Annotated in this window: 22 protein-coding genes and 2 pseudogenes; 9 read left to right on the forward strand and 15 right to left on the reverse strand. The window is 36.3% G+C overall.

Annotation, left to right across the window (positions count from 1 at the left end; translation table 11 throughout):
• Positions 1-60 precede the first annotated feature (60 nt).
• Entirely contained in the window at positions 61-1,380 is a 1,320-nt protein-coding gene (locus JFV29_RS01655) for an MFS transporter (RefSeq protein ID WP_201180872.1), read from the reverse strand.
• Between the two features lie 489 nt (positions 1,381-1,869).
• Between JFV29_RS01655 and JFV29_RS01660 the strand changes: the two genes are divergently transcribed.
• The 3 genes from JFV29_RS01660 to JFV29_RS01670 all read left to right on the forward strand — a co-directional run bounded on the left by JFV29_RS01660 (position 1,870) and on the right by JFV29_RS01670 (position 4,623).
• Positions 1,870-2,478, forward strand: a complete 609-nt coding sequence (locus JFV29_RS01660; RefSeq protein WP_053345796.1) for a TetR/AcrR family transcriptional regulator — start codon at positions 1,870-1,872, stop codon at positions 2,476-2,478.
• A 160-nt stretch (positions 2,479-2,638) separates the two neighbouring features.
• On the forward strand, positions 2,639-4,069 hold the full coding sequence (locus tag JFV29_RS01665; RefSeq protein WP_201180873.1) for an FAD-binding oxidoreductase: 1,431 nt from the start codon (positions 2,639-2,641) through the stop codon (positions 4,067-4,069).
• Complete coding sequence (locus JFV29_RS01670; protein WP_201180874.1) at positions 4,066-4,623, forward strand: MFS transporter; 558 nt, start codon at positions 4,066-4,068, stop codon at positions 4,621-4,623. Before JFV29_RS01665 ends, JFV29_RS01670 begins: the two co-directional genes overlap by 4 nt.
• A gap of 264 nt (positions 4,624-4,887) precedes the next feature.
• Here the strand turns inward: JFV29_RS01670 and JFV29_RS01675 are convergent, their stop codons facing one another.
• Positions 4,888-5,772, reverse strand: coding sequence for a DMT family transporter (locus JFV29_RS01675; RefSeq protein ID WP_201180875.1), 885 nt, complete (start codon positions 5,770-5,772; stop codon positions 4,888-4,890).
• On the reverse strand, positions 5,765-6,733 hold the full coding sequence (locus JFV29_RS01680; RefSeq protein ID WP_201180876.1) for a DMT family transporter: 969 nt from the start codon (positions 6,731-6,733) through the stop codon (positions 5,765-5,767). The genes JFV29_RS01675 and JFV29_RS01680 overlap by 8 nt, the downstream gene beginning before the upstream one ends.
• Before the next feature lie 116 nt (positions 6,734-6,849).
• On the opposite strand from JFV29_RS01680, the gene JFV29_RS01685 reads away from it, so the two are divergent.
• Positions 6,850-8,193, forward strand: coding sequence for an aminotransferase-like domain-containing protein (locus JFV29_RS01685; RefSeq protein WP_201180877.1), 1,344 nt, complete (start codon positions 6,850-6,852; stop codon positions 8,191-8,193).
• A 147-nt stretch (positions 8,194-8,340) separates the two neighbouring features.
• Here JFV29_RS01685 and JFV29_RS01690 read toward each other — a convergent pair whose 3' ends face one another.
• The 7 genes and pseudogenes from JFV29_RS01690 to JFV29_RS01720 form a co-directional block, all read right to left on the reverse strand.
• Positions 8,341-8,940, reverse strand: coding sequence for a nitroreductase family protein (locus tag JFV29_RS01690; protein WP_056520999.1), 600 nt, complete (start codon positions 8,938-8,940; stop codon positions 8,341-8,343).
• Between the two features lie 125 nt (positions 8,941-9,065).
• On the reverse strand, positions 9,066-10,043 hold the full coding sequence (locus JFV29_RS01695) for a ring-cleaving dioxygenase (RefSeq protein ID WP_201180879.1): 978 nt from the start codon (positions 10,041-10,043) through the stop codon (positions 9,066-9,068).
• 464 nt (positions 10,044-10,507) lie between these two features.
• Positions 10,508-11,109, reverse strand: a pseudogene (locus JFV29_RS01700) (nitroreductase family protein).
• A gap of 395 nt (positions 11,110-11,504) precedes the next feature.
• Positions 11,505-12,374 carry an aminoglycoside 6-adenylyltransferase gene (locus tag JFV29_RS01705; RefSeq protein WP_201180881.1) on the reverse strand — a complete coding sequence of 290 codons (870 nt, stop codon included), beginning with the start codon at positions 12,372-12,374 and terminating at the stop codon, positions 11,505-11,507.
• A gap of 51 nt (positions 12,375-12,425) precedes the next feature.
• Positions 12,426-13,688 (reverse strand): dihydrolipoamide acetyltransferase family protein, encoded by a 1,263-nt coding sequence (locus tag JFV29_RS01710; protein ID WP_201180883.1) that lies wholly within the window; start codon positions 13,686-13,688, stop codon positions 12,426-12,428.
• Positions 13,689-13,713: 25 nt separating this feature from the next.
• The gene (locus JFV29_RS01715) at positions 13,714-14,697 is read right to left on the reverse strand and encodes an alpha-ketoacid dehydrogenase subunit beta (RefSeq protein ID WP_201180885.1); all 984 of its coding nucleotides are present in this window, start codon (positions 14,695-14,697) and stop codon (positions 13,714-13,716) included.
• 12 nt (positions 14,698-14,709) lie between these two features.
• Entirely contained in the window at positions 14,710-15,705 is a 996-nt protein-coding gene (locus tag JFV29_RS01720; RefSeq protein WP_201180886.1) for a thiamine pyrophosphate-dependent dehydrogenase E1 component subunit alpha, read from the reverse strand.
• Between the two features lie 870 nt (positions 15,706-16,575).
• Here JFV29_RS01720 and JFV29_RS01725 point away from each other — a divergent pair.
• The 3 genes from JFV29_RS01725 to JFV29_RS01735 are packed head-to-tail and all read left to right on the forward strand — an operon-like array spanning position 16,576 to position 20,611.
• Complete coding sequence (locus tag JFV29_RS01725) at positions 16,576-17,034, forward strand: MarR family winged helix-turn-helix transcriptional regulator (protein ID WP_207196592.1); 459 nt, start codon at positions 16,576-16,578, stop codon at positions 17,032-17,034.
• The gene (locus tag JFV29_RS01730; RefSeq protein ID WP_057215106.1) at positions 17,031-18,755 is read left to right on the forward strand and encodes an ABC transporter ATP-binding protein; all 1,725 of its coding nucleotides are present in this window, start codon (positions 17,031-17,033) and stop codon (positions 18,753-18,755) included. The genes JFV29_RS01725 and JFV29_RS01730 overlap by 4 nt, the downstream gene beginning before the upstream one ends.
• Positions 18,752-20,611: an ABC transporter ATP-binding protein gene (locus JFV29_RS01735; protein WP_201180888.1), complete on the forward strand. Its 1,860-nt coding sequence runs from the start codon at positions 18,752-18,754 to the stop codon at positions 20,609-20,611. The genes JFV29_RS01730 and JFV29_RS01735 overlap by 4 nt, the downstream gene beginning before the upstream one ends.
• Positions 20,612-20,875: 264 nt before the next feature.
• Here JFV29_RS01735 and JFV29_RS01740 read toward each other — a convergent pair whose 3' ends face one another.
• The gene (locus JFV29_RS01740; protein ID WP_201180889.1) at positions 20,876-21,328 is read right to left on the reverse strand and encodes a MarR family winged helix-turn-helix transcriptional regulator; all 453 of its coding nucleotides are present in this window, start codon (positions 21,326-21,328) and stop codon (positions 20,876-20,878) included.
• Positions 21,329-21,451: 123 nt separating this feature from the next.
• Here JFV29_RS01740 and JFV29_RS01745 point away from each other — a divergent pair, with 123 nt between their 5' ends.
• Both JFV29_RS01745 and JFV29_RS01750 read left to right on the forward strand, forming a co-directional pair.
• Positions 21,452-21,892, forward strand: a complete 441-nt coding sequence (locus JFV29_RS01745; RefSeq protein ID WP_057215098.1) for a GNAT family N-acetyltransferase — start codon at positions 21,452-21,454, stop codon at positions 21,890-21,892.
• A gap of 38 nt (positions 21,893-21,930) precedes the next feature.
• On the forward strand, positions 21,931-22,545 hold the full coding sequence (locus JFV29_RS01750) for a YczE/YyaS/YitT family protein (protein WP_342366321.1): 615 nt from the start codon (positions 21,931-21,933) through the stop codon (positions 22,543-22,545).
• 326 nt (positions 22,546-22,871) lie between these two features.
• Here the strand turns inward: JFV29_RS01750 and JFV29_RS01755 are convergent.
• From JFV29_RS01755 to JFV29_RS01770, 4 genes and pseudogenes are all read right to left on the reverse strand, one after another.
• Positions 22,872-23,022: pseudogene (locus JFV29_RS01755) on the reverse strand (DDE-type integrase/transposase/recombinase); the annotation flags it as partial.
• Between the two features lie 319 nt (positions 23,023-23,341).
• Entirely contained in the window at positions 23,342-24,343 is a 1,002-nt protein-coding gene (locus JFV29_RS01760) for an LLM class flavin-dependent oxidoreductase (RefSeq protein WP_201180890.1), read from the reverse strand.
• 285 nt (positions 24,344-24,628) lie between these two features.
• Entirely contained in the window at positions 24,629-25,339 is a 711-nt protein-coding gene (locus JFV29_RS01765) for a GntR family transcriptional regulator (protein WP_201180891.1), read from the reverse strand.
• A 451-nt stretch (positions 25,340-25,790) separates the two neighbouring features.
• Entirely contained in the window at positions 25,791-26,861 is a 1,071-nt protein-coding gene (locus JFV29_RS01770) for a YeiH family protein (RefSeq protein WP_201180893.1), read from the reverse strand.
• Between the last annotated feature and the right edge of the window lie 56 nt (positions 26,862-26,917).

A 26,917-nucleotide genomic window follows, 5' to 3' on the forward strand; every position in this document is an offset into this window, starting at 1 on the left:
CAATGGTGTTTCTTTTTATATCCCTTTTAAGGCACACAATTTAATTTTCATTTAAATCAGTTATAATTGATTAATATTGACTTCAACTTCTTTTACGATGTTTTCATCTGAAGCACTTGTCAATTTTAATGATAATAGGGTGATGACTCCTATTACAAGTAATCCAGATAAGATAAACATACCTTGAGTAAAAGCAACAGTTCCGAGAATCATCGGTCCTACAAAACCGCCTAAAGCCGCAAATGAATTGACTAGGGCTATTCCAACTGGTGCAGTGGATTCAGTGAAGAAAAAGGTCATATATGCAAAGAAACATCCACTGAAACCGTATAACCCGAAAGATGTAATCGTTAACATAAGCACCATCTTAAAGACACTATCAGAAAAGCCGCACCCAATAAAACCGATAACTGCTATCATGAGACAAACGAGCAAGTGTGATTTATGTGCATTGGTCCGATCTGAATTCCAGCCTACAAACATAACGGCAGGTATCCCGACTAACGATGGAATCATCGCTAACCATCCAATTTCTAAATTGGTTGTTGCATTTTCCGATAAAGATTTTATGATGGTTGGCATCCAGAATGACAATCCATAGATAGATGTGTACCCTGCGAAATAGAAAAGTGCCAACTTCCATATTTTCGAATCTTTCAGCATATCAAGCTTTGTGACTTTATTTATTTTCGAGCTTAGTTTTCTTTCCGCACTCAATTCCCCTTCTAACCAATCACTTTCTTCCTTAGATAACCATTTAGCGTTAGTCGGTCTATTAGTTAAATAGAAAACAACAACAATTCCAATAATAATGGCCGGAATGCCCTCAAGGATGAACATCCATCTCCAGCCTGCCATACCAAACCAGGAAATATTGTCAAGAATCCACGTCGACACAGGCGCACCAATCAATCCGCCTATCGGTAAGGCTAAAAGCAAAACCGCTGTTGCCCGTCCTCTTTCGCGGGCCCTGAACCAATAAGTTAAATACAAAATTATACCAGGAAAAAAACCCGCTTCGGCGACACCTAATAAAAAACGGAGAATGTATAAATGCATCGTTGTTTGTGCAAAACCTGTTAATATTACCACGAGTCCCCACGAAATCATTATACGGGCAATCCACATCCGAGCTCCCACTTTATGCATGATCATGTTGCTTGGAACTTCAAAAAAGAAATAGCCTATGAAGAAAATACCAGAAAGCAATCCAAAAACTTCAGCGGATAAGGCTAATTCAGCATTCATTTGTAAAGCAGCATAGCCTAAATTGACCCTGTCCAAGTAAGCAATGATATAAAGGATCAAGATAAATGGAAGAATCCGTTTCATCGTTTTACTGATCGTTCTTTTCTCTATTTCACCACTGGAATGATTCATGATTATTTCCTCCCTTTTCATGCTACTATTTCCCAAAAAATAATCCGTTTACTGCACATCTCTTTTCGTGCTTCCCGACTCTCTGGTTCATTCCTAGGACTATCAATTTATCCTGATACCACCTCCCTCCATTTACATATACTGAATCCAACAATATTATAAATACAATCCATATACTCAGGGCTAAAGAGGAATAAGCCTTTCTAGATGATAGTAACTGATTGTATAGGAATCTTCAGAAAAATCTAACGAACCTTTTCACCAAATTCTTCTACTTTGAAAAACCTCCTATTTAAACTGAATGAACCTCCCCCATACTTATCTTGAATTTTGTAAACGCCTTCTAAATGTGCAAAATGCAATTAAGAAAGCGTTGTGATTATTCATGATCTACGTTAGATTAAATAGACCAACAATCCTTTAACTAGACTGTAGTCTGATATTAAACTATATAGGAATATTCTGTCAATTTACATTTGGAGGTTTTTTATGATTGAACCCAGAAAGAAACAGCTTAGGGGAGAAAAGACTCGTGAAAAAATTTTAAAAATATCTTTAAAGCTATTTAGCGAAAAAGGTTATGATAAAGTTACCGTTGACGAAATCGTGAAAAAAAGCGGCACATCAAAAGGGTCATTTTATCAACACTTTTCAGCGAAATCGGACATCTTTTTAGTGAGATTCACAGAAGTCGATGATTACTATCGCGAAGTCTTCCGTTCGTTCCCAGTCGATATGGACCCTACCGAGAAATTGTTTATTTTCATACGCAAATTGATGCGTTTTCTGGAAGAAGAAATGGGCAAAGATTTAATGAAAGTGATTTACAGTTCCGCTTTAGATTCAAAAGAACATACTTACTTTTTAAATTCAAATCGCTCACTCGTCCAAATTATTCGTTCATTAATTGAAGAGGCGAAAGAACAAAACGACATTGGCACTGACCAATCAGTTAACGAAATTTCACAACTTATCACCCAAAGCCTGATGGGAATCATCTATCATTGGGGATTAAACAACTCAGAACAAAGCTTGGAATCACTATCCATACCGCTAACCGAAACAATCATTAATGGGCTGAAAAGAACAAATACATAAATCAAAAGATTCATTTTCAAAAAATCTGACATTTAATTCAATATTAACCCCAATCTCATTGAATGGTCAGGGTAACTCCATTAATCTATAAAGTTCATACATTTTCATTATTTCACTTGAGTGTCAGACATTTTAAACGAGGAGTCGAAAGCCAGATATTATGAAACGATTTTTCTTTATCATCCTATATGCAATCTTATTTGGATTATCACTGCAGGCTTTTAATTTCAAGCTTGACCACCCTATTGCAGAAGATATCAGCCGGCTGATGCCCGTTAAAATGAAAGCGATAAAGGCAGAAGATAGTGAAGAAGCAATCAAAAAGGTCATTTTAGAAGCCGGAAAAAACGATGATCATATTTCCATTGCCGGAATGCAACATAGCCAAGGAGGACAGACATTATATCCAAATGGTATTCTGCTAGATATGAAACAATATGATAAAATACTTGATTTGGATGTAAAAGAAAAACGCATCACGGTCCAAAGCGGAGCAACCTGGGCTGTTCTCCAGGAATATATCAACCCATATGGACTTGCACTGAAGGTCAGTCAATCTCAAAATATTTTTACCATAGGCGGTTCTTTGAGCGTTAATGTCCACGGCCGCGATATTCGGCATCATGCCTTGATAGAAACTGTGGAGTCTTTTAGATTGCTAAACGCAAAAGGACAAATCCTAACAGTGAGCCGCAAAGAAAATTCGGAGCTCTTCTATTCGGTTATTGGCGGGTATGGTTTGTTTGGTGTAATACTCGACGTGACACTCCAACTTACCGATGACGAACTTTATAAAATTAAAACTAAATCACTCCATTATAATGAATATACGTCGTACTTTAAAAGAGATGTTCTTCAAAACGATGATGTTAAAATGCATCTGGCAAGAATATCGGTTGCTCCTGACTCCTATTTGGATGAAATGTATGTAACGGATTATTATAGGGCAACTGACCAAACACAGCTATCTAACTACAATACTCTCAAACGGGAAACGATCATCGCCGTGCCTAAATTCTTTCTTGGCCTCTCCCGTTATAATGACTGGGGTAAAAAAAGGTTTTGGGAAACTCAAGAAACCTACACGGCCAATATTGATGGTAACTTGATTTCCAGAAATAATGTGATGCGGTCTGACTCTGCTTTTATGGATTACAGCCACCCCTCCAAAACTGAAGTTCTTCAAGAATATTTCGTTCCGATTGATCAATTTGCTGATTATATCGATGATTTAAGAAAAACCTTATCTGATGAAAAAGAGTTTAATTTATTAAATATTACCATTCGTTATGTGGAACATAATGATGAATCACTCATGTCCTATGCCAAGGATGATATGTTCGCTCTTGTAATGCTCATCAATCAAGGTACAGATAACGAAAGTAAGGAAAATACGGGAAGGGTCATCCGTAACATGATTAATGTGACGCTTGACCATAACGGCAGCTACTATTTGCCCTATTATGGGTATCCAACAAAAACACAATTATTTGAAGCGTATCCGCGTACCGATGAATTCTTTCGATTAAAGAAGAAATATGATCCTGATAATCGCTTCATGAATCTTTTCTATAAGGAGTATCATCCATGAATTATAAACGTTTTGTTTTTTACCAAGGCACTGTTGGAATGGCTGCCAGCATGATTTTCCCTTTTTATATTTTACTAATTAAAAATGTAGGCACCAGTTATTCGCAATTCGGATGGGCATATGGAATATTCTCACTGACTGCAGCACTTAGCTATCCTTTAATCGGAAAATTCACTGACAAAGCCGGTGACAAAGCATTTCTCCTTTTCTATTCATGGGGAATGGCACTAATCCTTCTTGCCTTTCCTCTCGCATATGAAATTTGGCATGTCTATCTCCTGCAGATCATAATGGGGCTCCTTGGAGCTGTACAAAAAAACACTGAAAAAACGGTACTTGCAAGATATGTTACGAAGACAACAGCGGGTGAGGAAATTGGAAACTACCATGTCTGGACATCCATAGGTGCTGCAGCTGCGGTGATTGCAACCGGATATTTAGTCGACTTTTTAACGATTGGCAGCATCTTTTACCTTGCATCCTTAATGTTTGCCTGGAGTGGATTTATTATAATGAAGATGGAGAAAAACACTTCACTATATAATGTAGAATAAATAAAAAATATAAGGATTTATTACTGGTTAGCGCTAATAAATCAGTTACCCCTTTTAGTAGAAGAAGCATCTGCATTAACCTCAGCAGATGCTTCTTCTACTATATAAATCATTTGCGGATCAAAAAACAAAAAATGATCTTACAAAGATATATTAAACCTCGCTCCCCTTTTCTCAATTTGGTTTCGTTAAATATACGAATTCTAAAATTACTTTGTTTATAAGTATAAAGATAACGGACCAGAGCTCAAATAATATAAAAAGCTACTTTCTTATCAACATGGTTATTATTTTTTCGTCTGATAAAACTAATGACATCATAATAACACCCATTCCAATCAACTGTTGAATAGACAACGCTTCATGTAAAAAGAAAAAGCCTAAAATCATTCCTATGACTGGCACAATATAATTACTAAATGACGTAAATAACGCGCCTTCTTGCCGAATCAGCCTATTAAATAATGCATAAACAACACCAGCGTGGAAAATGCCTAAAATGACTAAGTAAATAGATTGAGATCTTTCTAAATCCAATTCGAAAGATTGCTCAAACACAAGGGACATTGGGATGAGCATTGCACTGGCAATCAGTAATACATTTCTCATATGAATAACGGAAGATCCCTCGTTTAATTTCTCCAGGATAATCAATGATAATCCAAAACTCATAGCTGCTAATATCAATAGGATATTACCCTGAATGCTGTTGAAAAGATCTTGAAAACCGTGTGTTGGCCAGGAAAGAACGACAATACCGGCAAATCCGAATAGGATACTTGTAATCTCCGGCATTGTGCTTTTTCTTTTGAAAAATGCTATTAAAAAGAGGATAGTAAAAACAGGAACCATTCCAATCAACATCGCTGCGACACTGCTAGGCACCGTTTTCTGGCCTTGTGCAATGAATGCAAATGGCAGTACAACCTCGAAAACCGCAATGATTATATACCATTTATAATAACTCTTATTTACTCTTCGCTCTTCTTTCGATAAAAAAAAGCCAATGAAGAGTAAACAGATACCACCTATACATGCTTTGATGGCTGACAAAGTAATAACCCCAACATCATCTATAACTAATGCAATAAAGAAGAATTGAGATCCCCATATACAGCTAATCAAGAGTAATAAAACATATTTATTCATTCACTTCACTCCCCTTTTTCATCAATGGATCGGCAATAGTCTTATTAATATGCTTTGACCGATTACTACCAAGATAGTTCGTGCCAATTACACCAACAAGAATAATCATCGCACCTACAACGTGATAATAGTAAATGGATTCATGTAAGAAAATCACCCCAGCTATGATCGTAATCAATGTTGCTAAATTACTAAAAACGCTCATTTTAGAGGCAGGTAATATAGATAATGCATAGTTTGATAAAAACCCAGTAAGCAGTGACGATAATGCACCAAGATATACGATTGAAATGAGAAATGAACTACTTGCTAAGGGTAAAAAAAAGCTACTAATTGATTGGTTAATTATATGGTTGATGATGGCCATGCTATTAAAAGCAACAAAACCAAAGAACGTCATCACATAAGTTAACGTAAATAGTGAATATTGCTTTGTTAATGTCCTTGCTACCACATTATAGAAAGCTGCAGCAATTGAGGATAATAAGATCAGTATCGTTCCTTTCAAACTATGAGCCTCAAGTTGCAAGTCGTTCATGACAAAGATAAAGATAACCCCCATCACAGATAAATAAAGAAAAAATTTTTGACCTTTACCAGCATATTCTTTCAAAAATAATGAAGCTGATAATAACGTAAAAATTGGTATGGTCGCTTGGATAATACCCGCTTCTGAAGATGAAGTATAAACGAGACCAAACACTTGAAATGTAAAGAATAAAATTGGATAAAGGAACACCAACGGAAGAATTTTCAAAGTATCCTTTGCACTCATCTTCACTGAAGTCCTCCTATACAACAGCTTTAAAATTATAGCGATCAAAAAAGCCATCGTAAATCGATGTGCTAAAGTATCTAGCGGACTCGCTTCTATTAATGATATTTTTGTAAAGATAAATGAAAATCCAATAATAATGGCATATACTATCGCCGCAAAATAGGCTTTTTTTTGTTCTGACATATGCGTAAATCCTCCTTTTCATCACCCGGCCGGTTGTTAGTATCGTATTAAAAGTTCCACTACGATACAATACAAATAAGAAGCATCTGTAACGGTACAGTTTATAGGAGGTATACATGCTAAAATACGTAGCTTTGTTTAATGAATTTGAATCTCTCATCCAGAATGGACAGCTCAAAGCGGGCTTTAAACTCCCATCTATTCGTCAATTAAGCGATAAACATCAATGTAGTAAAAGTACAGTCTTGAAAGCCCTGCAAGAATTGGAAAAGAGGCATTTAATCTACTCGGTTCCTAAAAGTGGATATTATGTCGTGCAAAAAGAATTTGATGCTAAAAGTGAACCAACTTCGGAAATCGATTTTGTTACCTCCGCTCCTGCTTGGCATCAATTTCCGTATCATGACTTTCAACATTGTATCAACAAAGCCATCGATACCTATCAGCAAGAATTGTTTATCTATGGCACTCCAAAAGGACTACCCTCTTTAATTAAAGTGATACAAAAACAATTAGAGCAATATCAGGTATTCGCAAAAGAAGAACAGATTTTCATTACTTCTGGCGTGCAACAAGCACTTTCCTTATTAACGTTCATCCCCTTTCCAAATGAACGTACTCATATACTTGTGGAACAGCCCAGCTATCATCTATTTGTGGAACAATTGAAAGCGTACAAGATTTCCGTGCTAGGAATTCAAAGAACAGCAGAAGGTATTGATTTAGGGGAATTAGAGAGGATTTTTAGAAGTCAGGATATTAAATTTTTTTATACGATGCCTCGTTTTCATAATCCGTTAGGGACTTCTTACTCTAAAAAGGACAGAGAAGAGATACTAAAACTTGCTGTAAAGTATGGTGTTTATATTGTAGAAGATGATTATTTAGCAGATTTTGAAGAAAATTTGAAGGTAGACCCTATTTTTTCCGAGGATACTCATCACATGGTCATTTATTTAAAAAGTTTTTCTAAAATAATGTTTCCAGGATTACGCATAGGTGTCGCCGTATTGCCTAAATCATTAGTAGACAGCTTCCAACTTTATAAAAGAACAGCCGATATTGATAGTTCAATGATTTCACAAGCAGCCTTGGAAATCTACATAAAAAGCGGCATGTTTGAACGTCATAGAAACAAAGTACGTCTGTCCTATTTAATGCGTGCAAACTTGCTATATGATGCTCTAGAAAAGCACTCTACCCTAGGCTTTTATCGCCCAGCATCCATATGTATGAATTCTCATATCGTGCTACCTCATCGTTTAAATAGTGCTCACCTCATAAAAAACTTACAGAATCAACAAGTACTTGTAGAGACGATAGGTCAAAATTATATAGACGGCTTTCACCAAGAAAAAATATTAAAATTAAATGTGTCCAATACAAATATACAAAAGCTAGACCAAGGAATAGCTCTCATTTTTAAAGAATTGAATAACAAACAGAACTATTACCTATAAACTAACTTAAAATGCAGCTTTACATTTTGAAATATCATTTCAGGATAACATTTACATTTGTGATTCTGAAAAAGCATGTGCAAAATGAGTACAAAGAAAGAGCCAATTTAGTATTGGCTCTCAACAAAGTTTTCCTCCTAGTCCACTTTATTTGTAAAATTTAATACGGTCTTCAAGTGGTTGGAATTCTTTTTCTCCCGCTGGAGCAGTTGGATTACCAAATGGCATTTGCGCAATCAGTTTCCAATTATTTGGTATACTCCATTCTTTTTTCACTTCATCATCAATTAGTGGATTATAATGCTGCAAAGTTGCTCCTAATCCTTCTGCTTCCAGTGCTGTCCAAACAACCAGTTGATGCATACCTGAGGTGTGTTGTGACCAGATTGGGAAGTTATCAGCATATGTTGCAAATTGTTCTTGAAGCGATTTCACAACAGATTCATCTTCCAAGAATAATATTGTTCCGTATCCAGATTTAAAGGAATCCATTTTTTGTTGAGTACCTGTAAAATCTCCCCCTCCAACCGCTTTTCTTAACGTTTCAGTAGTAATATCCCATAATTTATTATGTGCTTCACCAGTTAACACAACAAGACGGGAAGATTGAGAATTAAATGCCGATGGGGTATGTTTTACAGCAAATTCAACAATCTCTTTAATCTTTTCATCTGATACTTTTACCTCATTATTTATTCCATAAATAGAACGTCTTTCTTTAATAGCTGTATAAAAATCTTTAGTCATAACTCATTTCCTCCTGAACTATTTTTAAAATGTATCTTGAATCATTCTTTTCATATTATTTCTACCTGTTTTAGTATTAGGAACAAACCAGCATATAATTCGTTTAAAGATGTAATTCACATCAATTATTCTTTAATGAATTCCTTTGTACTTCTTACTGTATCAATTGGACGAACTAATTTTTCAATTTGTTCACGTTTTGGTTCTAAGAATGGCGGTAAAGATAATTTTTCTCCTAGCGCTTCGTATGGCTCATCTCCCATAAAGCCAGGGCCATCTGTTGCAAATTCGAATAAAATTTGCGGTGCCACTCTTACGTAAAGTGACTCAAAAAAGTGACGGTCTACATAACCAGACGTTTGAAATTGGAAGCTTTCTATTCTTGTAATCCATTCTTCTAAAACAGAACGGTCTTCAACACGGAATGCAGTATGGTGAACAGTACCAAAACCTTGCCGTGCTTGAGGAAGAATTGCATTATGCTCTACAATTACTTGAGCACCATTCCCACCTTCTCCAACTTCAAATAAATGAAATGATCCTTCTTTCCCTATTTCTTTAAATAATAAAACTTTTTCCAACATTTCTTTAAAATAATCAAAGTTGGCAATCCGTATAAAAATGGGGCCTAATCCTGTAATAGCATATTCTAAAGGAATAGGTCCTTTTTGCCATGGTATCCCCGCAGCAACGCCTTCATTGTTTTCATCTGAAATCAATTGATATTGCTGGTCATCAAAATCAACAAATGAAATGATTTTTTTACCAAATTGTTCTTGAATTCCGGTATTTTTAACCTCTAGACGATCAAAACGTTTAACCCAATACTCTAATGCTTTATCATTTGGTACACGGAAAGATGTTTTTGAAATTTCATTAGTGCCATGTACTCCTTTTGGAATACCAGGGAAGTCGAAGAAAGTCATATCTGTACCTGGACCACCAACATCATCTGCAAAAAATAGGTGATATGTTTGAATATCATCTTGGTTTACCGTTTTTTTGACTAAACGCATTCCTAAAATATAAGTGAAAAATTCATAATTCTTTTCTGCACTACTTGTAATGGCTGTTACGTGGTGGATTCCTTTTAATTCATTCATTTATATTCCTCCTACTAAAATCGACAATTTGGCTTATTGGGTACTGCTGCTTTTTGCTGATTCACTCATTCGTAATCGGTTACTACATTTTTCCTTTAAGGTCGATTGTCTATTCAAGTGATATTGTGTTTAGAGTTTTATCTTTAGTCAATTATCTCGAATTAATATATCTTCATTTAAAGATAATTTATCATGGATAACATTCTATGTCAACAAATATGGATTATGATTACAATTATGCAACCTTTGTTAATATGACCTTACTTGAACTCAATCTTTTTACTCGCTGTTACTCATCATAATAAAATCCATTTATTAATAGTTCTCTATCTATTGGCAAAGAAAAACCCGAATAGAAGACTTTTTTAGTGTCGCTGCCATTAGGGGGTCACGAACTTCTTAGATATATAACTTTTCGCTAATATGTAATGCAGCTACTAAAAGTTATTTCTTCCTAATCAATTTTATTTATAAAATTTAACACGATCTTCAAGTGGTTGAAATTCTTTTTCTCCCACTGGAGCTGTTGGATTACCAAATGGCATTTGAGCAATTAGTTTCCAGTTACTTGGGATGTTCCATTCATTTTTCACTTCATCATCAATTAGTGGATTATAATGCTGTAATGTTGCTCCTAATCCTTCTGTTTCCTATGCTGTCCACACAACTAATTGATGCATACCTGAAGCTTGTTGTGACCAAATTGGGAAATTATCAGCATATAAAGCGAATTGTTCTTGAAGAGATTTCACAACCGCCTTATCAATAATACTGTTCCATAACCGGATTTAAAGGAATCCATTTTTTCTTGAGTACCTGTAAAATCTCCTTCTCCAACTGCTTTTCTCAACGTTTCAGTCGTGATGTCCCATAATTTATCATGTGCTTCGCCTGTTAACACAACAAGGCGTGCTGATTGAGAATTGAAAGCTGATGGAGTGTATTTTACTGCAAATTCAACAATGTCCTTTATTTTGTCATCTGAAACTTGTACTTCTTTATTGATTCCATAATAAGAACGTCTTTCTTTAATAGCCGTGTAAAAATCTTTTGTCTTAACGTTTATTCCTCCAGAATTCTTTATAATTACCTCGAATAAATATATCTCTATTTCAAAGTAATTTTAAACATAAAAAAAATAATGTCAAACATTTCATACTGATCTAATTGTATTGCTGATAGGAAAAGGCTGTCGTTTCTTCTGAGAAGTCCTTAGTAATGCCTGCTTATCCGAGGCTGGGCTATAAATGATGAGTGATTGTATATGGGATAAATTGAGAAGTTGCTTAATTTGAATTAATAGGTGGCTAGTTTCATGAAGGTTCAGTTTTTGGGGAACAGGTAATTGGAGATGTCGCTAGTATCGGAAAAATCCGCTTCCAATTACCTTATACTTCACTTGTTTAGAAATACATCATATATTCCCCAATTCATTTGAACTTACATGTTTGCTAAAAAAGCTTAAAAAATGTCAGTAGCATTGGGCGATAAGTTTTGGATATGTTTTAGGTATGTAATAACACTCTTTTCATTTTCATAAGGATATTCATAATTCAAATGTTTTCCAACATACATCGCTGTACTATCAAAAAGATCACACATTGAAAATAATGCTCTCCAAACACCATCATAACTTCCATCTGCATAAGTGGAAAGAAGCTTCTGCCAACTCTTTTCAGTCAAAAAACACTCCAAATATTTGCCGTGTTTACCAACGCTTACTGAAAAGTTCGTTTCAATACCTACCTGCCATTCTAGCATTTGAATGAGCATTAATCTGACATTGTTAAGATGCTCTTGTGCATATAGAATTTCCTTTCTCCATAAACCCTTTGCTACATAAGTTGATACCCACCAAAATTCATTGCAACAATCATCAAAGAATTCGGTAGAAGGTTTTTTAATCCAATAATCTACATCGGTCGGATTAGGAATTGAAGGAAGGCAATTATCCTTGTCCATTAAAATAATCGTAAGTTTATCCTCTTTGCAATAAACATCTTTTTCATCGAAAGGAACTAATAATAGGTCAATACGGTTTCCGTCTGTAAACTGCATTAAATAAGAGAAACGCCCTCCTAATTCTGGTGGAAATAATGACATTTCTTCAGGTTTTTGCATAATGATTCGTTCACCAAAAACATCAATCCATTTATGGTCTCGTATGAAAGATTCCATTTCGGTCACAATATAAACGATATCATAATCCTGAAACACATCTTTTGGAACTTTCGTATTCGTTCGTGAACCATTCATTCCCACAGCACGGACTCGATCATCTTTTTCTGCAATTTTTAATATTAATTCAATCATGTCAGCTTCAGTCCGCATACATTTACCTCCAGTTAATTAAACACGCCTTATGTGTAAGGTATATTTTTCTCAATAAATGGAGGCACCTTCCTGAAAAGCAGTTTCAATAATTTCTTTTATTCTAGCTAAAAATTTACCGCATACTAAACCATCAAGTACCCGATGGTCAATCGACAAACATAAATTCACCATATTCCTTACCGCGATCATATCATCAATGATTACTGGACGTTTGACGATAGACTCAACTTGAAGGATGGCTGCCTGTGGATGGTTAATAATTCCCATCGACTGAATAGATCCGAATGCCCCCGTGTTATTAACCGTAAATGTCCCATTCTGCATATCTTCTGGTTTCAACTTTCCTGTTCGCGCTTTTTGAGCGAGTTCATGAACCTCCCTGGCTAGTCCCTTAATTGATTTTTCGTCCGCATGTTTAATCACTGGAACAAAAAGAGCATTACTCGCAGCTACAGCAATTGATATATTAATATCCTTTTTTTGAATGATTTTATCACCAGCCCACATAGAGTTCATCTCCGGAAATTCGGTTAGAGCTTGTGATACTGCTTTGATGAAAAATGCAAAGTATGTTAAATTATAGCCTTCTTTTTGCTTGAATTCAGCTTTTAATGAATCGCGATTCTTAACAAGGTTTGTTGCATCGACTTCGACCATCATCCAAGCGTGCGGGACTTCATGTTTACTTTTCACCATATTGGCTGCAATTGTTTTTCTGATTCCTGTAATAGGAATCTCTATATCGCCAACTGAATGGACTGATGTCTCAATGGAAGAAAACGATTTTTCAACAGGATCTTGTTTTGAAGCAATAACTGTTGGTGCCAACTCCTGATTTTCTTCAATTTTATTCACTCCTTTTTCAAGAAGTTTCACTAAATCTTTCCGGGTGATTCTTCCGTCTCTTCCCGATCCTTTGACTTTAGTTAAATCAATGCCATTTTCCTGTGAAATTTTTAATACGGCTGGTGAATATCTTGTTTTAAGGTGATTAGTGCTAGTTGTTGTTTCAATCGTTTTCAGGCTTTCGACTAATTGTTGGTCACTGTCTTCCTTCTTTTCACTGACATTTTCCACTTCTATCGCACAAATCACTTCGCCAACTACCATTGTCTCATTTTCTTTTGCAAAAATTTCTATAATCTTTCCGGTAAAAGACGAAGGGATTTCCGCTGTGACTTTATCAGTCATCACTTCCGCAATTGAATCATATTTATTCACATGGTCTCCAGGCCTAACGAGCCACTTGCTGATTGTTCCTTCCGTAACACTTTCCCCTAGCTGAGGCATTTTCATTTGTTGTATTTTCAATTTTCATACCCTCCCTGCCGATAATTTAATAGGCTGCAAGATCCCGTAGAGCTTTTTCTACTTTTTCAGGATTCACCATAAAGGATTTTTCCAATGGTGGAGAATATGGCATGGCTGGAACATCCGGACCGGCGAGTCTCATTATCGGTGCATCCAGATCAAAAAGACAGTTTTCTGCAATAATGGCTGACACTTCACTAATAATGCTTCCTTCTTTATTATCTTCTGTAATTAATAGAACTTTTCCAGTTTTGCATGCTGCTTCAATAATGGCTTCTTGATCTAATGGATAAACGGTTCGTAAATCAAGAATATAAACAGATATCCCATCACTGGCCAATTTTTCAGCTGCCTGAAGCGCAAAATGAACACAAAGGCCGTAAGTAATCACGGTAACGTCCTCACCGTAACGCTTCACATCTGCTTTGCCAATAGGTAATACATAATCATCAGTTGGTACTTCTTCTTTAATTAGGCGATAAGCACGTTTATGTTCAAAGAAAAGAACTGGGTCTTCATCACGAATAGCTGCTTTTAATAACCCTTTCACGTCATATGGCGTGGATGGCATGACAATTTTCAGCCCTGGTTGATTGGCAAAAATGGCTTCTACGGATTGTGAATGATATAACGCCCCATGGACTCCGCCGCCGTATGGAGCTCTAATGACTATTGGACATTGCCAGTCATTATTAGAGCGATAACGTATTTTGGCAGCCTCTGAAATAATTTGGTTGATTGCAGGCATGATAAAATCAGCAAATTGCATTTCTGCAATCGGCCTCATTCCATACATAGCCGCACCAATGCCAACCCCAGCTATAGCCGATTCAGCAAGCGGAGTATCAATAACCCGTTGTTCTCCGAATTGTTCATATAAACCAGTTGTTGCTTTAAAAACCCCGCCTTTTTTCCCTACATCCTCACCTAGTACAAATACACGCGGATCGCGTTCCATTTCTTCGCGTATAGCCATTATCACTGCATCTATATAAGAAATTACAGCCATCTTCTTTCCTCCTTACTTATCTGCATAAACGTATTTCGAGAGCGTTTCTTCATTTGCATATGGAGCTTTTTCTGCATAATCAGTCGCTTCGTTCACAACGTCCATTATCTCGTCATTAATTTGTTTCTCAAGTTGATCATCTAGGACCCCTGTTGCTTTTAAATAGGCACCAAATGTAATAATCGAATCTATTTTTTTTGCTTCTGCCACTTCATCAGGTGAGCGATACATACTGTCATCATCATCGCTTGAGTGGGGTGTTAACCTATATGAAACAGTTTCTATTAAACTTGGCCCATCGCCTCGTCTGCCTCTTTCGGCGGCTTCTTTTACCACCTGGTATACTTCAATCGGATCATTTCCGTCAACCGTTACACCTGGCATTCCATAACCAATGGCCCGATCCGATACTTTTTTACACGCTAACTGTTTTTCAATTGGAACGGAAATGGCATATTGATTATTCTCGCACATCAAGATAACCGGGAGTTTATGAACGCCAGCAAAATTTGCTCCTTCATGGAAGTCACCTTGATTAGATGAACCTTCTCCAAAAGTAACAAATGAAACGATATCTTTCCCTTCCATTTTTGCAGCTAGTGCAATTCCAACCGCATGTGGTACTTGAGTTGTAACAGGCGATGAACCCGTCACGATGCGATTCTTTTTTTGCCCGAAATGGCCAGGCATTTGACGCCCCCCTGAATTCGGATCTTCTGCTTTTGCAAAACTGGATAACATTAGATCTTTAGCGGTCATCCCAAACGCAAGCACTACTCCAAGATCTCGATAATAGGGAAGTACATAATCCTTTTCACGATTTAATGCAAACGCAGCCCCTACTTGAGCGGCTTCTTGTCCTTGACAAGAAACAACAAATGGAATTTTCCCTGATCGGTTTAATAACCACATCCGCTCATCTATACGTCTTGCTAATAACATCACTTTATACATCTCAAGCACTTTTTCATCACTGAGACCTGCCTGTAGATGACGGTTTTCAACCATACGTCATCATCCCTCCTAATAATTAGTACATTTTTCTTTTAAAACCGAATGTTAGTCTTCATACTCGCACCCTTAAATACAAAACGGAACGCTGTAACCTGAAACACAATACTTTCTCTTTAACTGATTTTGCCAAAATTAAATTTGGTTATGTATCCACCAGGGATGAAAAGTTCCTATTATGTAATACATGCTTTCTATTTAACACCATTCTCATTTACGTTATCATCTAGTGTTATTACCTGGTACTAACTTTAGTAATATTATCCTAACACTTTCTATCTCACATTTTCAACTAATTCCACTTTGGTAATCAGATTATTTTCTTGTCTTTTGAATTAAGAGCAAATCAAACAATCCACAAGGCATCGTTAAGAGCACTGCTTTATCACTATTCTTCCTTCCACTCTCATAACGCTTTCTAGGGTAGCAAACGGATTTTAGTCAAAAGAGAACTCTATATACTATAAAAAAATCACTCTACGCAGTTTAATATTGTAAAACAGTAAAGCACCCAAGCTCTATCAAATTCGAAGATTTCCTTATTAATTAATCAATTTTTTTAGTTTGTATTCCAGAACTCAATTATTGAATTAGTTGTCCATATACCTAACCGAATAATCGAGCCGCATAGATAAACCCCTTACCTCCTTTGTTGAATAAGTTTAGTACTTGACTGAAGTTTAAAACTTGTTTTTTAGGTTAGCACTAAGGGCAAGATACACACTGAAATGAGGCAATTGTTTTTTGCTTGACTAAGCGGAAAAATAGATGTAAATTTAAATAATTCATAAAATGAACTGTTCGTTATGGAACAGTTCAAAATAGGAAGAATGGTGAAGTTGAGTGGAGAGTGAAAATCAAGAATTAATGCGTTCAGTACAACTATTACGTTCATTTTCGAACGTGCAGAAAAATATCATGCGATTCGTTCAAAAAACAGCAGTAGAAAATGGATTAACAGTTCCCCAATATTCTATTTTGATGGCCATTATTCTTCACGAGGATATGACTCAAAAAAACGTTGGGGAGAAAACATTTCTTCCAAAAAGCACACTGAGCCAAGCGGTCGATGGTCTCGTTCGAGCTGGCATGCTCCATCGTGAGCATGTGGAGGGCAACCGGCGTGAAATCCAGTTGTCCATCACCGAAAAGGGAAGAAATTTGTTAAAAACGATTCATATGCATGAAGGCAGTATTCACCAAATCTTTCAAACGGTCATTGAATTACTTACTGAAGAACAGTTTGAAGAGTTACTTGAAACGCATCTTCAAATTACAAACTATTTGGAAGCACAAGCAACAGAACAAGGAGAGTGTACAAAATGATAAAAATACTGAAAAATTTATCCGTTTATAAGTGGATTATTTTAGCAGTTTTCGGTCTAGTCTTTGTTCAATCAATGTCGGACCTCTTTTTGCCTACACTAATGGCCGATATTATTGACAAAGGTGTCGTTCCTGGAGACACCTCCTACATTTGGAAAATTGGTGGTTTGATGTTGTTAGTTTCAGCTCTTGGCGCTTGTGCTTCCATTATCGCAAGCTACTATTCGTCAAAAGCAGCAATGGGAATGGGACGCGATGTCCGCCTGAAAGTCTTTAATCATGTTGAAAAATTTTCGTTACAAGAATTTGACGAAGTCGGTACCGCGTCACTAATTACACGGACGACCAATGATATAACACAAGTCCAGCAAGTGGTTATTATGATGCTTCGTATGGTTATCAGTGCACCTATTATGCTAGTCGGCGGAGTGATTATGGCCGTTTCGAAGGATGCCAAATTATCCCTTGTTATTGTCGTCGCAATGCCTGTGTTGATTGGTTCGATCCTGCTTATTCTATATAAAGGTGTGCCTCTTTTTCAAACGGTGCAAAAACGATTAGACCGGTTGAACCTTGTATTACGAGAAAATTTAACTGGGATTCGCGTCATTCGTGCCTTTAATCGTGAAACCCAAGAGAAGGAACGCCTTAAGAAAGCTAATAAAGAATTGACAGATGTCTCGATTAAAGTAAATAAAGTTATGGCCTTTATGATGCCTATAATGATGCTTGTCATGAACTTGACGGTTGTTGGTATCATTTGGTTTGGTGGAGTTCGAATTGATAACGGCGGTATGCAAATTGGGGACTTAATGGCCTTTATCCAATATGTGATGCAAATTATGTTCGCACTTGTTATGGCATCCATGATGTTCGTTATGGTTCCTCGTGCGGCTGTGTCGGCAACTCGGATAAACGAAGTCCTTGACATGAAACCTTCATTCCTAGATGAGGGAACAGATAAGGCAGATCGTGAACACGGTACACTTGAATTTGAACATGTATCGTTCAGTTACCCAGGAGCAGAAGAACCTGCATTATCGGATATTAGTTTTTCTGCAAGACCTGGTGAGATCACCGCAATCATCGGTGGAACAGGTTCAGGAAAATCAACGCTCGTCAATTTGATCCCTCGCTTTTATGATATTTCAAGTGGATCTATTCGCGTTAATGGTGTTGATATTCGTATGGCATCACAAGATGAAATCCGTTCAAAAATTGGCTTTGTGCCACAAAAAGCCATCCTCTTTACGGGTACTATTGCTGACAACATTCGCTTTGGAAAACAAACAGCCACACAGGAGGAAATTGAGCATGCGGCTCGTATTGCGCAAGCAGAAGATTTTATAAGCAAAATGAAAGACGGCTATAATGCAGAAATCGAACAAGGCGGCTCAAACCTATCAGGTGGACAAAAACAACGACTCTCGATTGCAAGAGCACTCATTCGAAAACCAGATATTTATATATTCGATGATAGCTTTTCTGCACTTGATTTCAAGACAGATGCCAACCTTCGTGCAGCCCTGAAAGATGAAACAAAAAATGCGACGGTATTACTTGTTGCACAGCGTGTTAGTACGGTTGTAGACGCTGACCGAATCATCGTGTTAGATGAAGGACACATTGTAGGCATGGGTACACACCAAGAGTTGCTTAGTACAAACGACGTATACCGTGAAATCGCCTTATCACAGCTCTCAGAGGAGGAAATTGCATGAGTAATCAAAAAAAACCTCAAAGCGGCGGGCAAATGGGGCATGGCCCTGGTGGCGGTAACATGATGATGATGGGTCAAAAAGCAAAAGATTTTAAAGGAACACTAAGACGTCTCTTGGCTTATTTAAAACCCCGACGCAACAAATTGATTGCCGTGTTCTTCGCTGCAATCATGAGTACAATTTTTATGATTGTAGGGCCAAAAATCATGGGAACGGCGATTACAGAATTATTCGAAGGAGCTTACGGGAAATTCCAAGGAATACCAGGAGCAACTATTAACTTTGATAAAATTGGACAGATTCTTCTACTACTTGCTGGACTGTATGCCTTAAGCAGTCTTTTCAACTATGTACAACAATACATTATGTCTAGTGTTGCACAAGATACAGTATATGATCTTCGAGAAGATGTTAATAGAAAGCTTGAGAAACTTCCTCTCAAATATTTTGAAGGACGTCCTAACGGAGAAACACTAAGCCGAATGACAAATGACATTGATACAATCGGGAGCACCCTTCAACAAAGCTTAACGCAGTTCATCACATCAATTGTTACAATTTTGGGGATTATCATTATGATGCTTTCGATAAGCCCGTTATTGACATTAATCTCGATTGTCAGCTTACCTTTGTCAATATTTGCAATCCGGCCCATTTTAAAAAGATCCCAAAAACATTTTGCCGATCAACAGCGCACACTCGGACAATTAAATGGGCACATTGAAGAAATGTATACTGGCCATCAAGTCGTTAAAGCATTCGGACATGAAAAAAAGGCAAGCGCCCAGTTTGTTTTGGTTAATGAAGAATTGTATAAAGCGGGAAGTAAAGCACAGTTTATATCTGGTATCATCATGCCTATGATGTTCTTTATCGGAAATTTGAGTTATGTCCTTATCAGCGTTGTCGGCGGGATATTGGTAACGCAACGTTCGATCTCAATTGGTGATATTCAAGCATTTATCACATATTCAAAGCAGTTCACCCAGCCGATCACACAAACAGCTAACATTGCAAACATTATTCAGTCGACGGTTGCTGCAGCTGAGCGTGTCTTTGAGCTACTCGATGAAGAAGAGGAAATGAAAGAAAAAACGACAGCTAGTATAATGAGAGCAAATGGCGATGTAACTTTTGAACATGTAGATTTTGGATACGGTGAAGACTTGTTAATTAAAGATATGAACATTGATGTCTTGTCTGGACAGACGGTCGCAATTGTTGGACCGACTGGTGCTGGAAAAACGACAATGATAAATCTCTTGATGAGATTTTATGAACTCAATGGCGGAAAGATTAAGATTGATGGTCTAGATACACGGAATATGTCTCGGAATGACCTTCGAAAGAACTTTGGGATGGTGCTTCAAGACACCTGGCTCTTTAATGGTACGATTAAAGACAATATCGCTTATGGAAAAAATGGAGCAACAGATGAAGAAATTTTCGCAGCTGCTCGTACGGCACATGCCGATCATTTCATTCGGACACTACCAGATGGTTATGAGACAGTCTTAAACGAAGAAGCCTCGAACATCTCACAAGGTCAAAAGCAGCTTTTGACAATCGCACGAGCTGTCCTTGCAGATCCACCAATCATGATATTGGATGAAGCGACGTCGAGTGTGGACACTAGGACCGAAGTCTTTATCCAAAAGGCGATGAAGCGACTGATGGAAGGACGTACTAGCTTTGTAATTGCCCATCGTCTCTCAACGATTAAGGATGCAGATTTGATTCTTGTTATGGATCAAGGAAAGGTGATTGAGCAAGGAACACATTCAGAACTTTTAGAGGTAAATGGTTTCTATGCAGATCTTTACAATAGTCAGTTTACTGAAAATGTAGCTGGATAATAAGAAAGAGGCTCAATTTCAAATCGAAATTCGAGCCTCTTTCTATTAAATTCATATCCACAACTATATAAAATTTTGAACAACTCCATCAATCCTTACAACACAAAGATTATCCAAATTAATTTCTAGAACGGGTTATGGGTGTTAGAGGTTTTTACTTTATTCACTTTACATTTAAGAAGTACAGATGCAAATTAGCTTATGTTGCCTCAACTAATTCCCCGTTTAGTCATCTATGAAGCAGGGATAATATATAAGCCTATATCAATACCCCCTTTTATTTCCTTTTTTTACGAATTCCCAATCTACCTCAATATTTTTTCTGACCTTTTGAAGAAGATGAAATATTGTTTCTGTTTCTTCCAAAGAAAATCCAGATAATGCAACCTTGTCGGTATACTCTCCTTCTTTCTTTAAAAAGGGATAAACATTTTCGCCCTTATCAGTTGGATATAACTTTTTAATTTTTTTGTTGTTATCATCATTTTTCTTTTCAATAAAACCTTGAATCTCCAGTTTTTTAATTGCACGAGCTGCTGTCGTGCGGTCAACCTTTATCATTTCTGCTACCTTTTCTTGAATGATTCCAGGATTTTCACATATTCGAACAAGATACAAATACTGCCCTTTTGTAAGGTCAAATTCTTTAAATTCTATATTACTTATAGAGTCCAATGCTCTTGCTATCATTCCAATTTCACGAAGTATTTCCATCATTAAAAAAACCCCTAACTTTTTTGTTGTATTTACAACAAAAATAATTTCATTTATACTAATAAAAGGTCATAAAGTTATTATGACTTGTATAATTAAATAAATCTAGAAAAGGGAGGAAGATCATTGGATTCAAAGAGAATAACAGTAGATAGCGATTTAAAAAATGCTTTTCATATCAGAAAAGAAGTATTTGTTGAGGAACAAGGTTTCTCATTAGAAGATGAATTTGATGAATTTGATACACTTAATGGACTATCAGAACATATTTTAGTCTATTATAATGAAAAACCTGTCGGAACTGGAAGGTTAAGAGTTGTTGATGGTTTAGGTAAATTGGAGAGAATTTGTATCTTAGAGCCTTACCGTAAATTTGGTCTTGGAAAAATAATTATTAAAACATTAGAAGAAATCGCAAAAGAAAAGGAAATATCCCAGGTTAAATTACATGGGCAAACACAAGCAGAGGGTTTTTATAAAAAACTCGGCTATCAAACTTCATCAAATGTTTTTATGGAAGATGGTAGTCCACATATTTTAATGATAAAAGAATTAGCTAATGAATAAATGTGTTAAATGTGAGTAACACGAAATTTATCCTCTATGTGTTAGGAATCATACTATTAGCCCTTGGTTGTTCTTTAACCATACAATCAGACCTTGGAACATCACCATTTGATGCCCTTTTGGTCGGCCTTTCTATACAAGTCGGACTAACGGTTGGAAGCTGGGAATTTATAATAGCATTTATCATGATATTTTGTAATTCACTTTTAAAAAGACAAAGACCAGAATTTTTTGGTTTACTAACAGCTTTTATAACAGGTCTTGGAATTGATATATGGCTTTTTTTATTACATAACTTGGTTCAGCCAGAACAAATACTCATTAAACTTGTTTGTTTAGGGGTTGGATTAGTTGTTATAGGACTAGGAACAGCTATCTACTTACATGCAAATTTTGCTCCAATTCCTGTAGACCGTTTGATGTTCATCATTCAAGATTTAACTGGAATGAATATACTGTTTTCAAAAACATTAATTTATCTTGTTTTCTTAGTAATGGCAATCATATTCAATGGACCAATTGGTATCGGAACTCTATTAACCGTTTGTTTAGGAGGGCCAATTCTCAATTATTTCATCCCATTAATTGGTAGTTTATTAAATAACCCTAATCCAACAGCAAATAGAGATAAAGATAAAAACCATTCGATATAGAATGGTTTTTATTTGCAAAGAATTATCCTTTAGTTTGCACAATAATCTTTAGTCCACAAATCTGGCATGAACAAAGATCAAAATGCACTCTTGAACTCCCTCAGTTTAATAATGAAAAAGCTGCCTTAAAGACAACCTAAAACCGCAGAAAAAATAAGTAAATCAGTGATATTCATTCGCCTTAACCTTATACTCACCATCTGTTTTGGTGCTCAAGCAAAATACTATTGAATCCGAAAGTATAGAGTATGTATAACCTTGAATTTATCCACCTAAACCCCATTTTACGTAATGACGCGAGGTTTAGAAACATGAAAAGACCGTTAAGCTTTCTTGAAGAAGTGTTTGCAGCCTTTTTGTCTCTTGTTTTACTGAGATAAAAATCAATCGTGTTTCCTTTGGAATCCACTGCACGATACAGATACATTCATTGACCTTTTACTTGATATACGTTTCATCGACTCTCCAGGAGTCATTTATGGCAGCTGCTTAAGAATATCAATAAAGTAATATAAAATTATAATGATAGTTGAATGCTAATCCTCAAGAAAAACTAAAATAGCTTTAATTAACAGAAGTTGATTCTCAAACTATTTATTTTGAGTATAAAAACTTTTTAATTGCCAATATTCTGTTCTATGTAAACAAAAGGTATTTCGCATAGGAAGTTAGCTTATACAATAATCTTCAACTATAGCGCCCCGATTGTTGAATTACAGTCCAATCTACGATATGGTCCTTCTAATAAAAAGCAAACCCTATCGCTTAGACAGGGTTTACTTTTTACTTTCATTCGTTAATTGCCATCAACCACTTCTTTTAAAAGTTCATAAGAACGTTTTTGTTTGTCAGGATTATAAATATAAGATACAGCCATGATTTCGTCCACGTTATACTTCTCTTGAAAACTCGTTAACTGTTCTCGTATCGAAAGTTTACTTCCTAACAAAGTCACACTGGACATCGATGTAGCCATTTCTTTCTCTGGCTGACTCCAAATGTGATCCATGTTTTCAATTGGAGGACTTAACAGCGTTCGTGAGCCTCGCACAACATTCAAGAAAAATTGCTGCATCGTTGTCGATTCAAATTTGGCCTCTTCATCACTTTCTGCTGCAATCACATTAAGACATACTATCATATATGGAGAGTCCAGATATTCTGATGGCTGGAATTGATTACGATAAATTGCAATGGCTTCATCCATATACCTTGGTGCAAAGTGGGAAGCAAATACATACGGCAAACCTAATTTAGCTGCTAAAACCGCTGAATCCGTTGATGAACCGAGGATATAAATCGGAACTTTCGTGCCAACACCTGGATAAGCTTTTATATAACCTTGAAGCTCTTCGGGCCCAAAATAAGCAAGCAAATCCTTTACATCTTTTGGAAATGTGTAGACTGAATCATTTTGAGAACGTCTCAATGCACTTGCGGTCATCATATCTGTACCAGGAGCCCGGCCAAGACCCAAGTCCAATCGATTAGGATAGATAGTTGCCATAGTTCCAAATTGTTCGGCTACTACCAAAGGAGAATGGTTAGGTAGCATAATTCCGCCAGACCCAACTCGTATGTGTTCTGTATGTTCCAAGATATGTTTAATTAAAATCGAAGTAGCTGAGCTCACTAGTGTTGGCGTATTATGATGCTCTGCAACCCAATATCGTTTATAACCCATTTTCTCAGTGGCTTGCGCCAAATCAACCATTGCATCAATGGCTTCTTTTGCCCCCTGCCCTTTGCGAATAGGGGCCAAATTTAAGACCGATACAGGTATTTGTATATTTGACATTTAAAATTTGTCCTTTCTTGATGAAGTTTCAATTCTATACTAACAATTAAAACCCTAGAAACAAACTTAAATGCTTGGGTGGAAAATCAAATGTATAATAAGCACCTCAGGTTGGTCAATCAAGCCCTTTATAGGAATAACTTGACTGGCGTTTTTATCTGTTCAAAACCATCAGAATCTACATTAACGATTAGAGAACCAAAAATACCCTAAGCCTCTCTACTTTCTTAGAAAGGCTTAGGGTATTTTATCCAGTCGGTAATACTTATTAGTACATTTACAAAATTAGTTGTTCTTTCGGGACATTTTCATAGCAAATGAATACATATCTGATCGGAATAAACCTTTATAATATTCTACTAAATTACCATCAGAATCAAAAATCATTCGTTCTGTAATTAGCAAGCACATAGCTTCTGTTATACCTAAATGTTCAGCATCTTCTTTTGTTGGAAAGCCGCATGTTATAATTTGTTCTGCTTCACAAAAGTTAATATTTAGATCACCTTCGAGTGCATCATACAAAACAGTAGTACTTAAATCAAATTTCGTTAATTTTTGTCCAAGTTCTAAAGAATAGTAATGCAATTCAATTGCGATTGGTAAATCCCCCTGTAACCGTAGCCTCTTAATATGGTATGATTCATCCTCAAACCCATTTGCATCGGCTATATTTTCAGGAGTCAATACACGACCATGATTTAGTAATTTAATCCCCATATTTTTAGTCGTCTCAGTAAAACTAATCATCTTAAGCCATTCTTGAACTGGTTTAAGAGATACAAAGGTCCCTTTACCATGCCTTTTTTCTAATATCCCATCACGAACTAAAATAGATACAGCTTCTCTTACAGTGCTTCTACTAACAGAATACATATCCATGAGTTCTCTTTCACTTGGGATCTTGTCCTTATAATAACCTTGTAAAATTTGGTCTTCTAATATTATTTTTAATTGAACATGTAATGGGATTGGATTGTTAAAGTCTAGCTCCATAAAATTTCCTCCAAACAGAAAAAGACATTGTGATGTTCGTATCAGTGATTATATTGTAAACCAAATTGTAATAATATTCAAATAAATCGGTATCAATTGATTCGACTAGTTTAGAAATAAATGTGAGATGTTCCCTGTCTTGTTTTCTATTAAACTCTCACTTTCGAACAATCAGAAAAGTTTTGTACAGTGATTGCTCTCTAAACGGTTCCAATGATTATTAAAAAAATAATTTACTATGTTCATAATCTTCGCATGAATTAAACGAGTATCCATGGATATAGAAAACCCTGAATAGTGACAACTATTCAGGATACAGTTCAAAGTGGGAGATGTTTACGTTTAAAAAATACCCTTACATCTGGATTATGTTATCTGTATTAAATAATTCCTTAGTGATTTTATAGACAACACTGGAAGGCTCCACCAAAAAATATAAGATCCTCTACCTTTAGACTATAAAATACGAGATTATAGAAAGAAGCAACGAGGTAATGGTCATTGCCAAAAGTGGACGCATGGCTTTTGTACGAAGCGCCTGCAAGCTGACATTTAGTCCGAGACCAATCATGGCCATTGTCAAAATAAATGTAGTAGTTTTAGAAATACCCTCCATTACGATTGGAGAAACTGAGATATATGTTCCAAACACATAACTTCCAATTAAACTCATAATTATAAAACCAACGAGGAACCATGGAAAATCTATTTTTGCATCTTGACCCGTTTTTTCCGATGAACGTTTTTTCATCCAATACATAAAAATGAAGCATAATGGGATGAGTAAAAAGACACGACCTAATTTTGCCAATAGCGCAATAGCTAGCGCATCTTCACCTGCTGGGGCTCCTGCCAATGCAACATGAGCTATTTCATGAAGACTGATTCCAGACCATATACCATAATCCAACGCTGATATTGGAAGGATAGGACGTATTAGGGTATAAATTATGGAAAAAAGTGTCCCCATTAAAGCGATTATCCCTACACCTATGGCCGTATCTTCTTCTTTTGCTTTTACGATAGGAGAAATTGCTGCGATTGCTGCTGCACCGCACACACCCGTTCCTACCGCGAGAAGTAGCGAAATTGAAGGGTCAGCTTTTAACCACTTTGCAATCAGAACCATTACGATTATTGCAAAAGCTACGGTTCCTATGTCACGAACCAATAATGGAAAACCCTGATTAAAAATCACATCAATATTTAATTTCAAACCATATAAAATAATTGCAAAACGGAGAAGTTTTTTAGCGGAAAATTCAATGCCCTTACGGAATTTTTCTGGATAGCCTGCGATTTGGCGATAAATGACCGCAATAATAATTGAGCAAGCAAGCGGTCCAATTCGATCAAATCCTGTAATTTTAGACAGCCCCAAACCTAAAAGTGCGATAAAAAATGTAAAAGCAATACCACCAATCCACAATAGTAAGCTTGATTTCTTTTCTTGTAGAGGTAATTTTGAATTTTGTTGTCCCTCACTTGTTTCCTCTAGGGGCTTATATTTTTCTAATTGCATTCATTCCTTCCCCCTTTCCAGATAAATTAAGACCACTTGTAACCCGGTTTGCTTTA

Source organism: Peribacillus sp. TH16 (assembly GCF_016651095.1).
In the GTDB taxonomy this organism is placed as follows: Bacteria; Bacillota; Bacilli; order Bacillales; family DSM-1321; genus Peribacillus; species Peribacillus butanolivorans.

Excerpts from the sequence above, each read along its gene's own strand:
- JFV29_RS01655 (WP_201180872.1), bottom strand. The coding sequence starts at position 1,380 with ATGAATCATTCCAGTGGTGAAATAGAGAAAAGAACGATCAGTAAAACG.
- JFV29_RS01660 (WP_053345796.1), top strand. The coding sequence starts at position 1,870 with ATGATTGAACCCAGAAAGAAACAGCTTAGGGGAGAAAAGACTCGTGAA.
- JFV29_RS01665 (WP_201180873.1), top strand. The coding sequence starts at position 2,639 with ATGAAACGATTTTTCTTTATCATCCTATATGCAATCTTATTTGGATTA.
- JFV29_RS01670 (WP_201180874.1), top strand. The coding sequence starts at position 4,066 with ATGAATTATAAACGTTTTGTTTTTTACCAAGGCACTGTTGGAATGGCT.
- JFV29_RS01675 (WP_201180875.1), bottom strand. The coding sequence starts at position 5,772 with ATGAATAAATATGTTTTATTACTCTTGATTAGCTGTATATGGGGATCT.
- JFV29_RS01680 (WP_201180876.1), bottom strand. The coding sequence starts at position 6,733 with ATGTCAGAACAAAAAAAAGCCTATTTTGCGGCGATAGTATATGCCATT.
- JFV29_RS01685 (WP_201180877.1), top strand. The coding sequence starts at position 6,850 with ATGCTAAAATACGTAGCTTTGTTTAATGAATTTGAATCTCTCATCCAG.
- JFV29_RS01690 (WP_056520999.1), bottom strand. The coding sequence starts at position 8,940 with ATGACTAAAGATTTTTATACAGCTATTAAAGAAAGACGTTCTATTTAT.
- JFV29_RS01695 (WP_201180879.1), bottom strand. The coding sequence starts at position 10,043 with ATGAATGAATTAAAAGGAATCCACCACGTAACAGCCATTACAAGTAGT.
- JFV29_RS01705 (WP_201180881.1), bottom strand. The coding sequence starts at position 12,374 with ATGCGGACTGAAGCTGACATGATTGAATTAATATTAAAAATTGCAGAA.
- JFV29_RS01715 (WP_201180885.1), bottom strand. The coding sequence starts at position 14,697 with ATGGCTGTAATTTCTTATATAGATGCAGTGATAATGGCTATACGCGAA.
- JFV29_RS01720 (WP_201180886.1), bottom strand. The coding sequence starts at position 15,705 with ATGGTTGAAAACCGTCATCTACAGGCAGGTCTCAGTGATGAAAAAGTG.
- JFV29_RS01725 (WP_207196592.1), top strand. The coding sequence starts at position 16,576 with ATGCGTTCAGTACAACTATTACGTTCATTTTCGAACGTGCAGAAAAAT.
- JFV29_RS01730 (WP_057215106.1), top strand. The coding sequence starts at position 17,031 with ATGATAAAAATACTGAAAAATTTATCCGTTTATAAGTGGATTATTTTA.
- JFV29_RS01735 (WP_201180888.1), top strand. The coding sequence starts at position 18,752 with ATGAGTAATCAAAAAAAACCTCAAAGCGGCGGGCAAATGGGGCATGGC.
- JFV29_RS01740 (WP_201180889.1), bottom strand. The coding sequence starts at position 21,328 with ATGATGGAAATACTTCGTGAAATTGGAATGATAGCAAGAGCATTGGAC.
- JFV29_RS01760 (WP_201180890.1), bottom strand. The coding sequence starts at position 24,343 with ATGTCAAATATACAAATACCTGTATCGGTCTTAAATTTGGCCCCTATT.
- JFV29_RS01765 (WP_201180891.1), bottom strand. The coding sequence starts at position 25,339 with ATGGAGCTAGACTTTAACAATCCAATCCCATTACATGTTCAATTAAAA.
- JFV29_RS01770 (WP_201180893.1), bottom strand. The coding sequence starts at position 26,861 with ATGCAATTAGAAAAATATAAGCCCCTAGAGGAAACAAGTGAGGGACAA.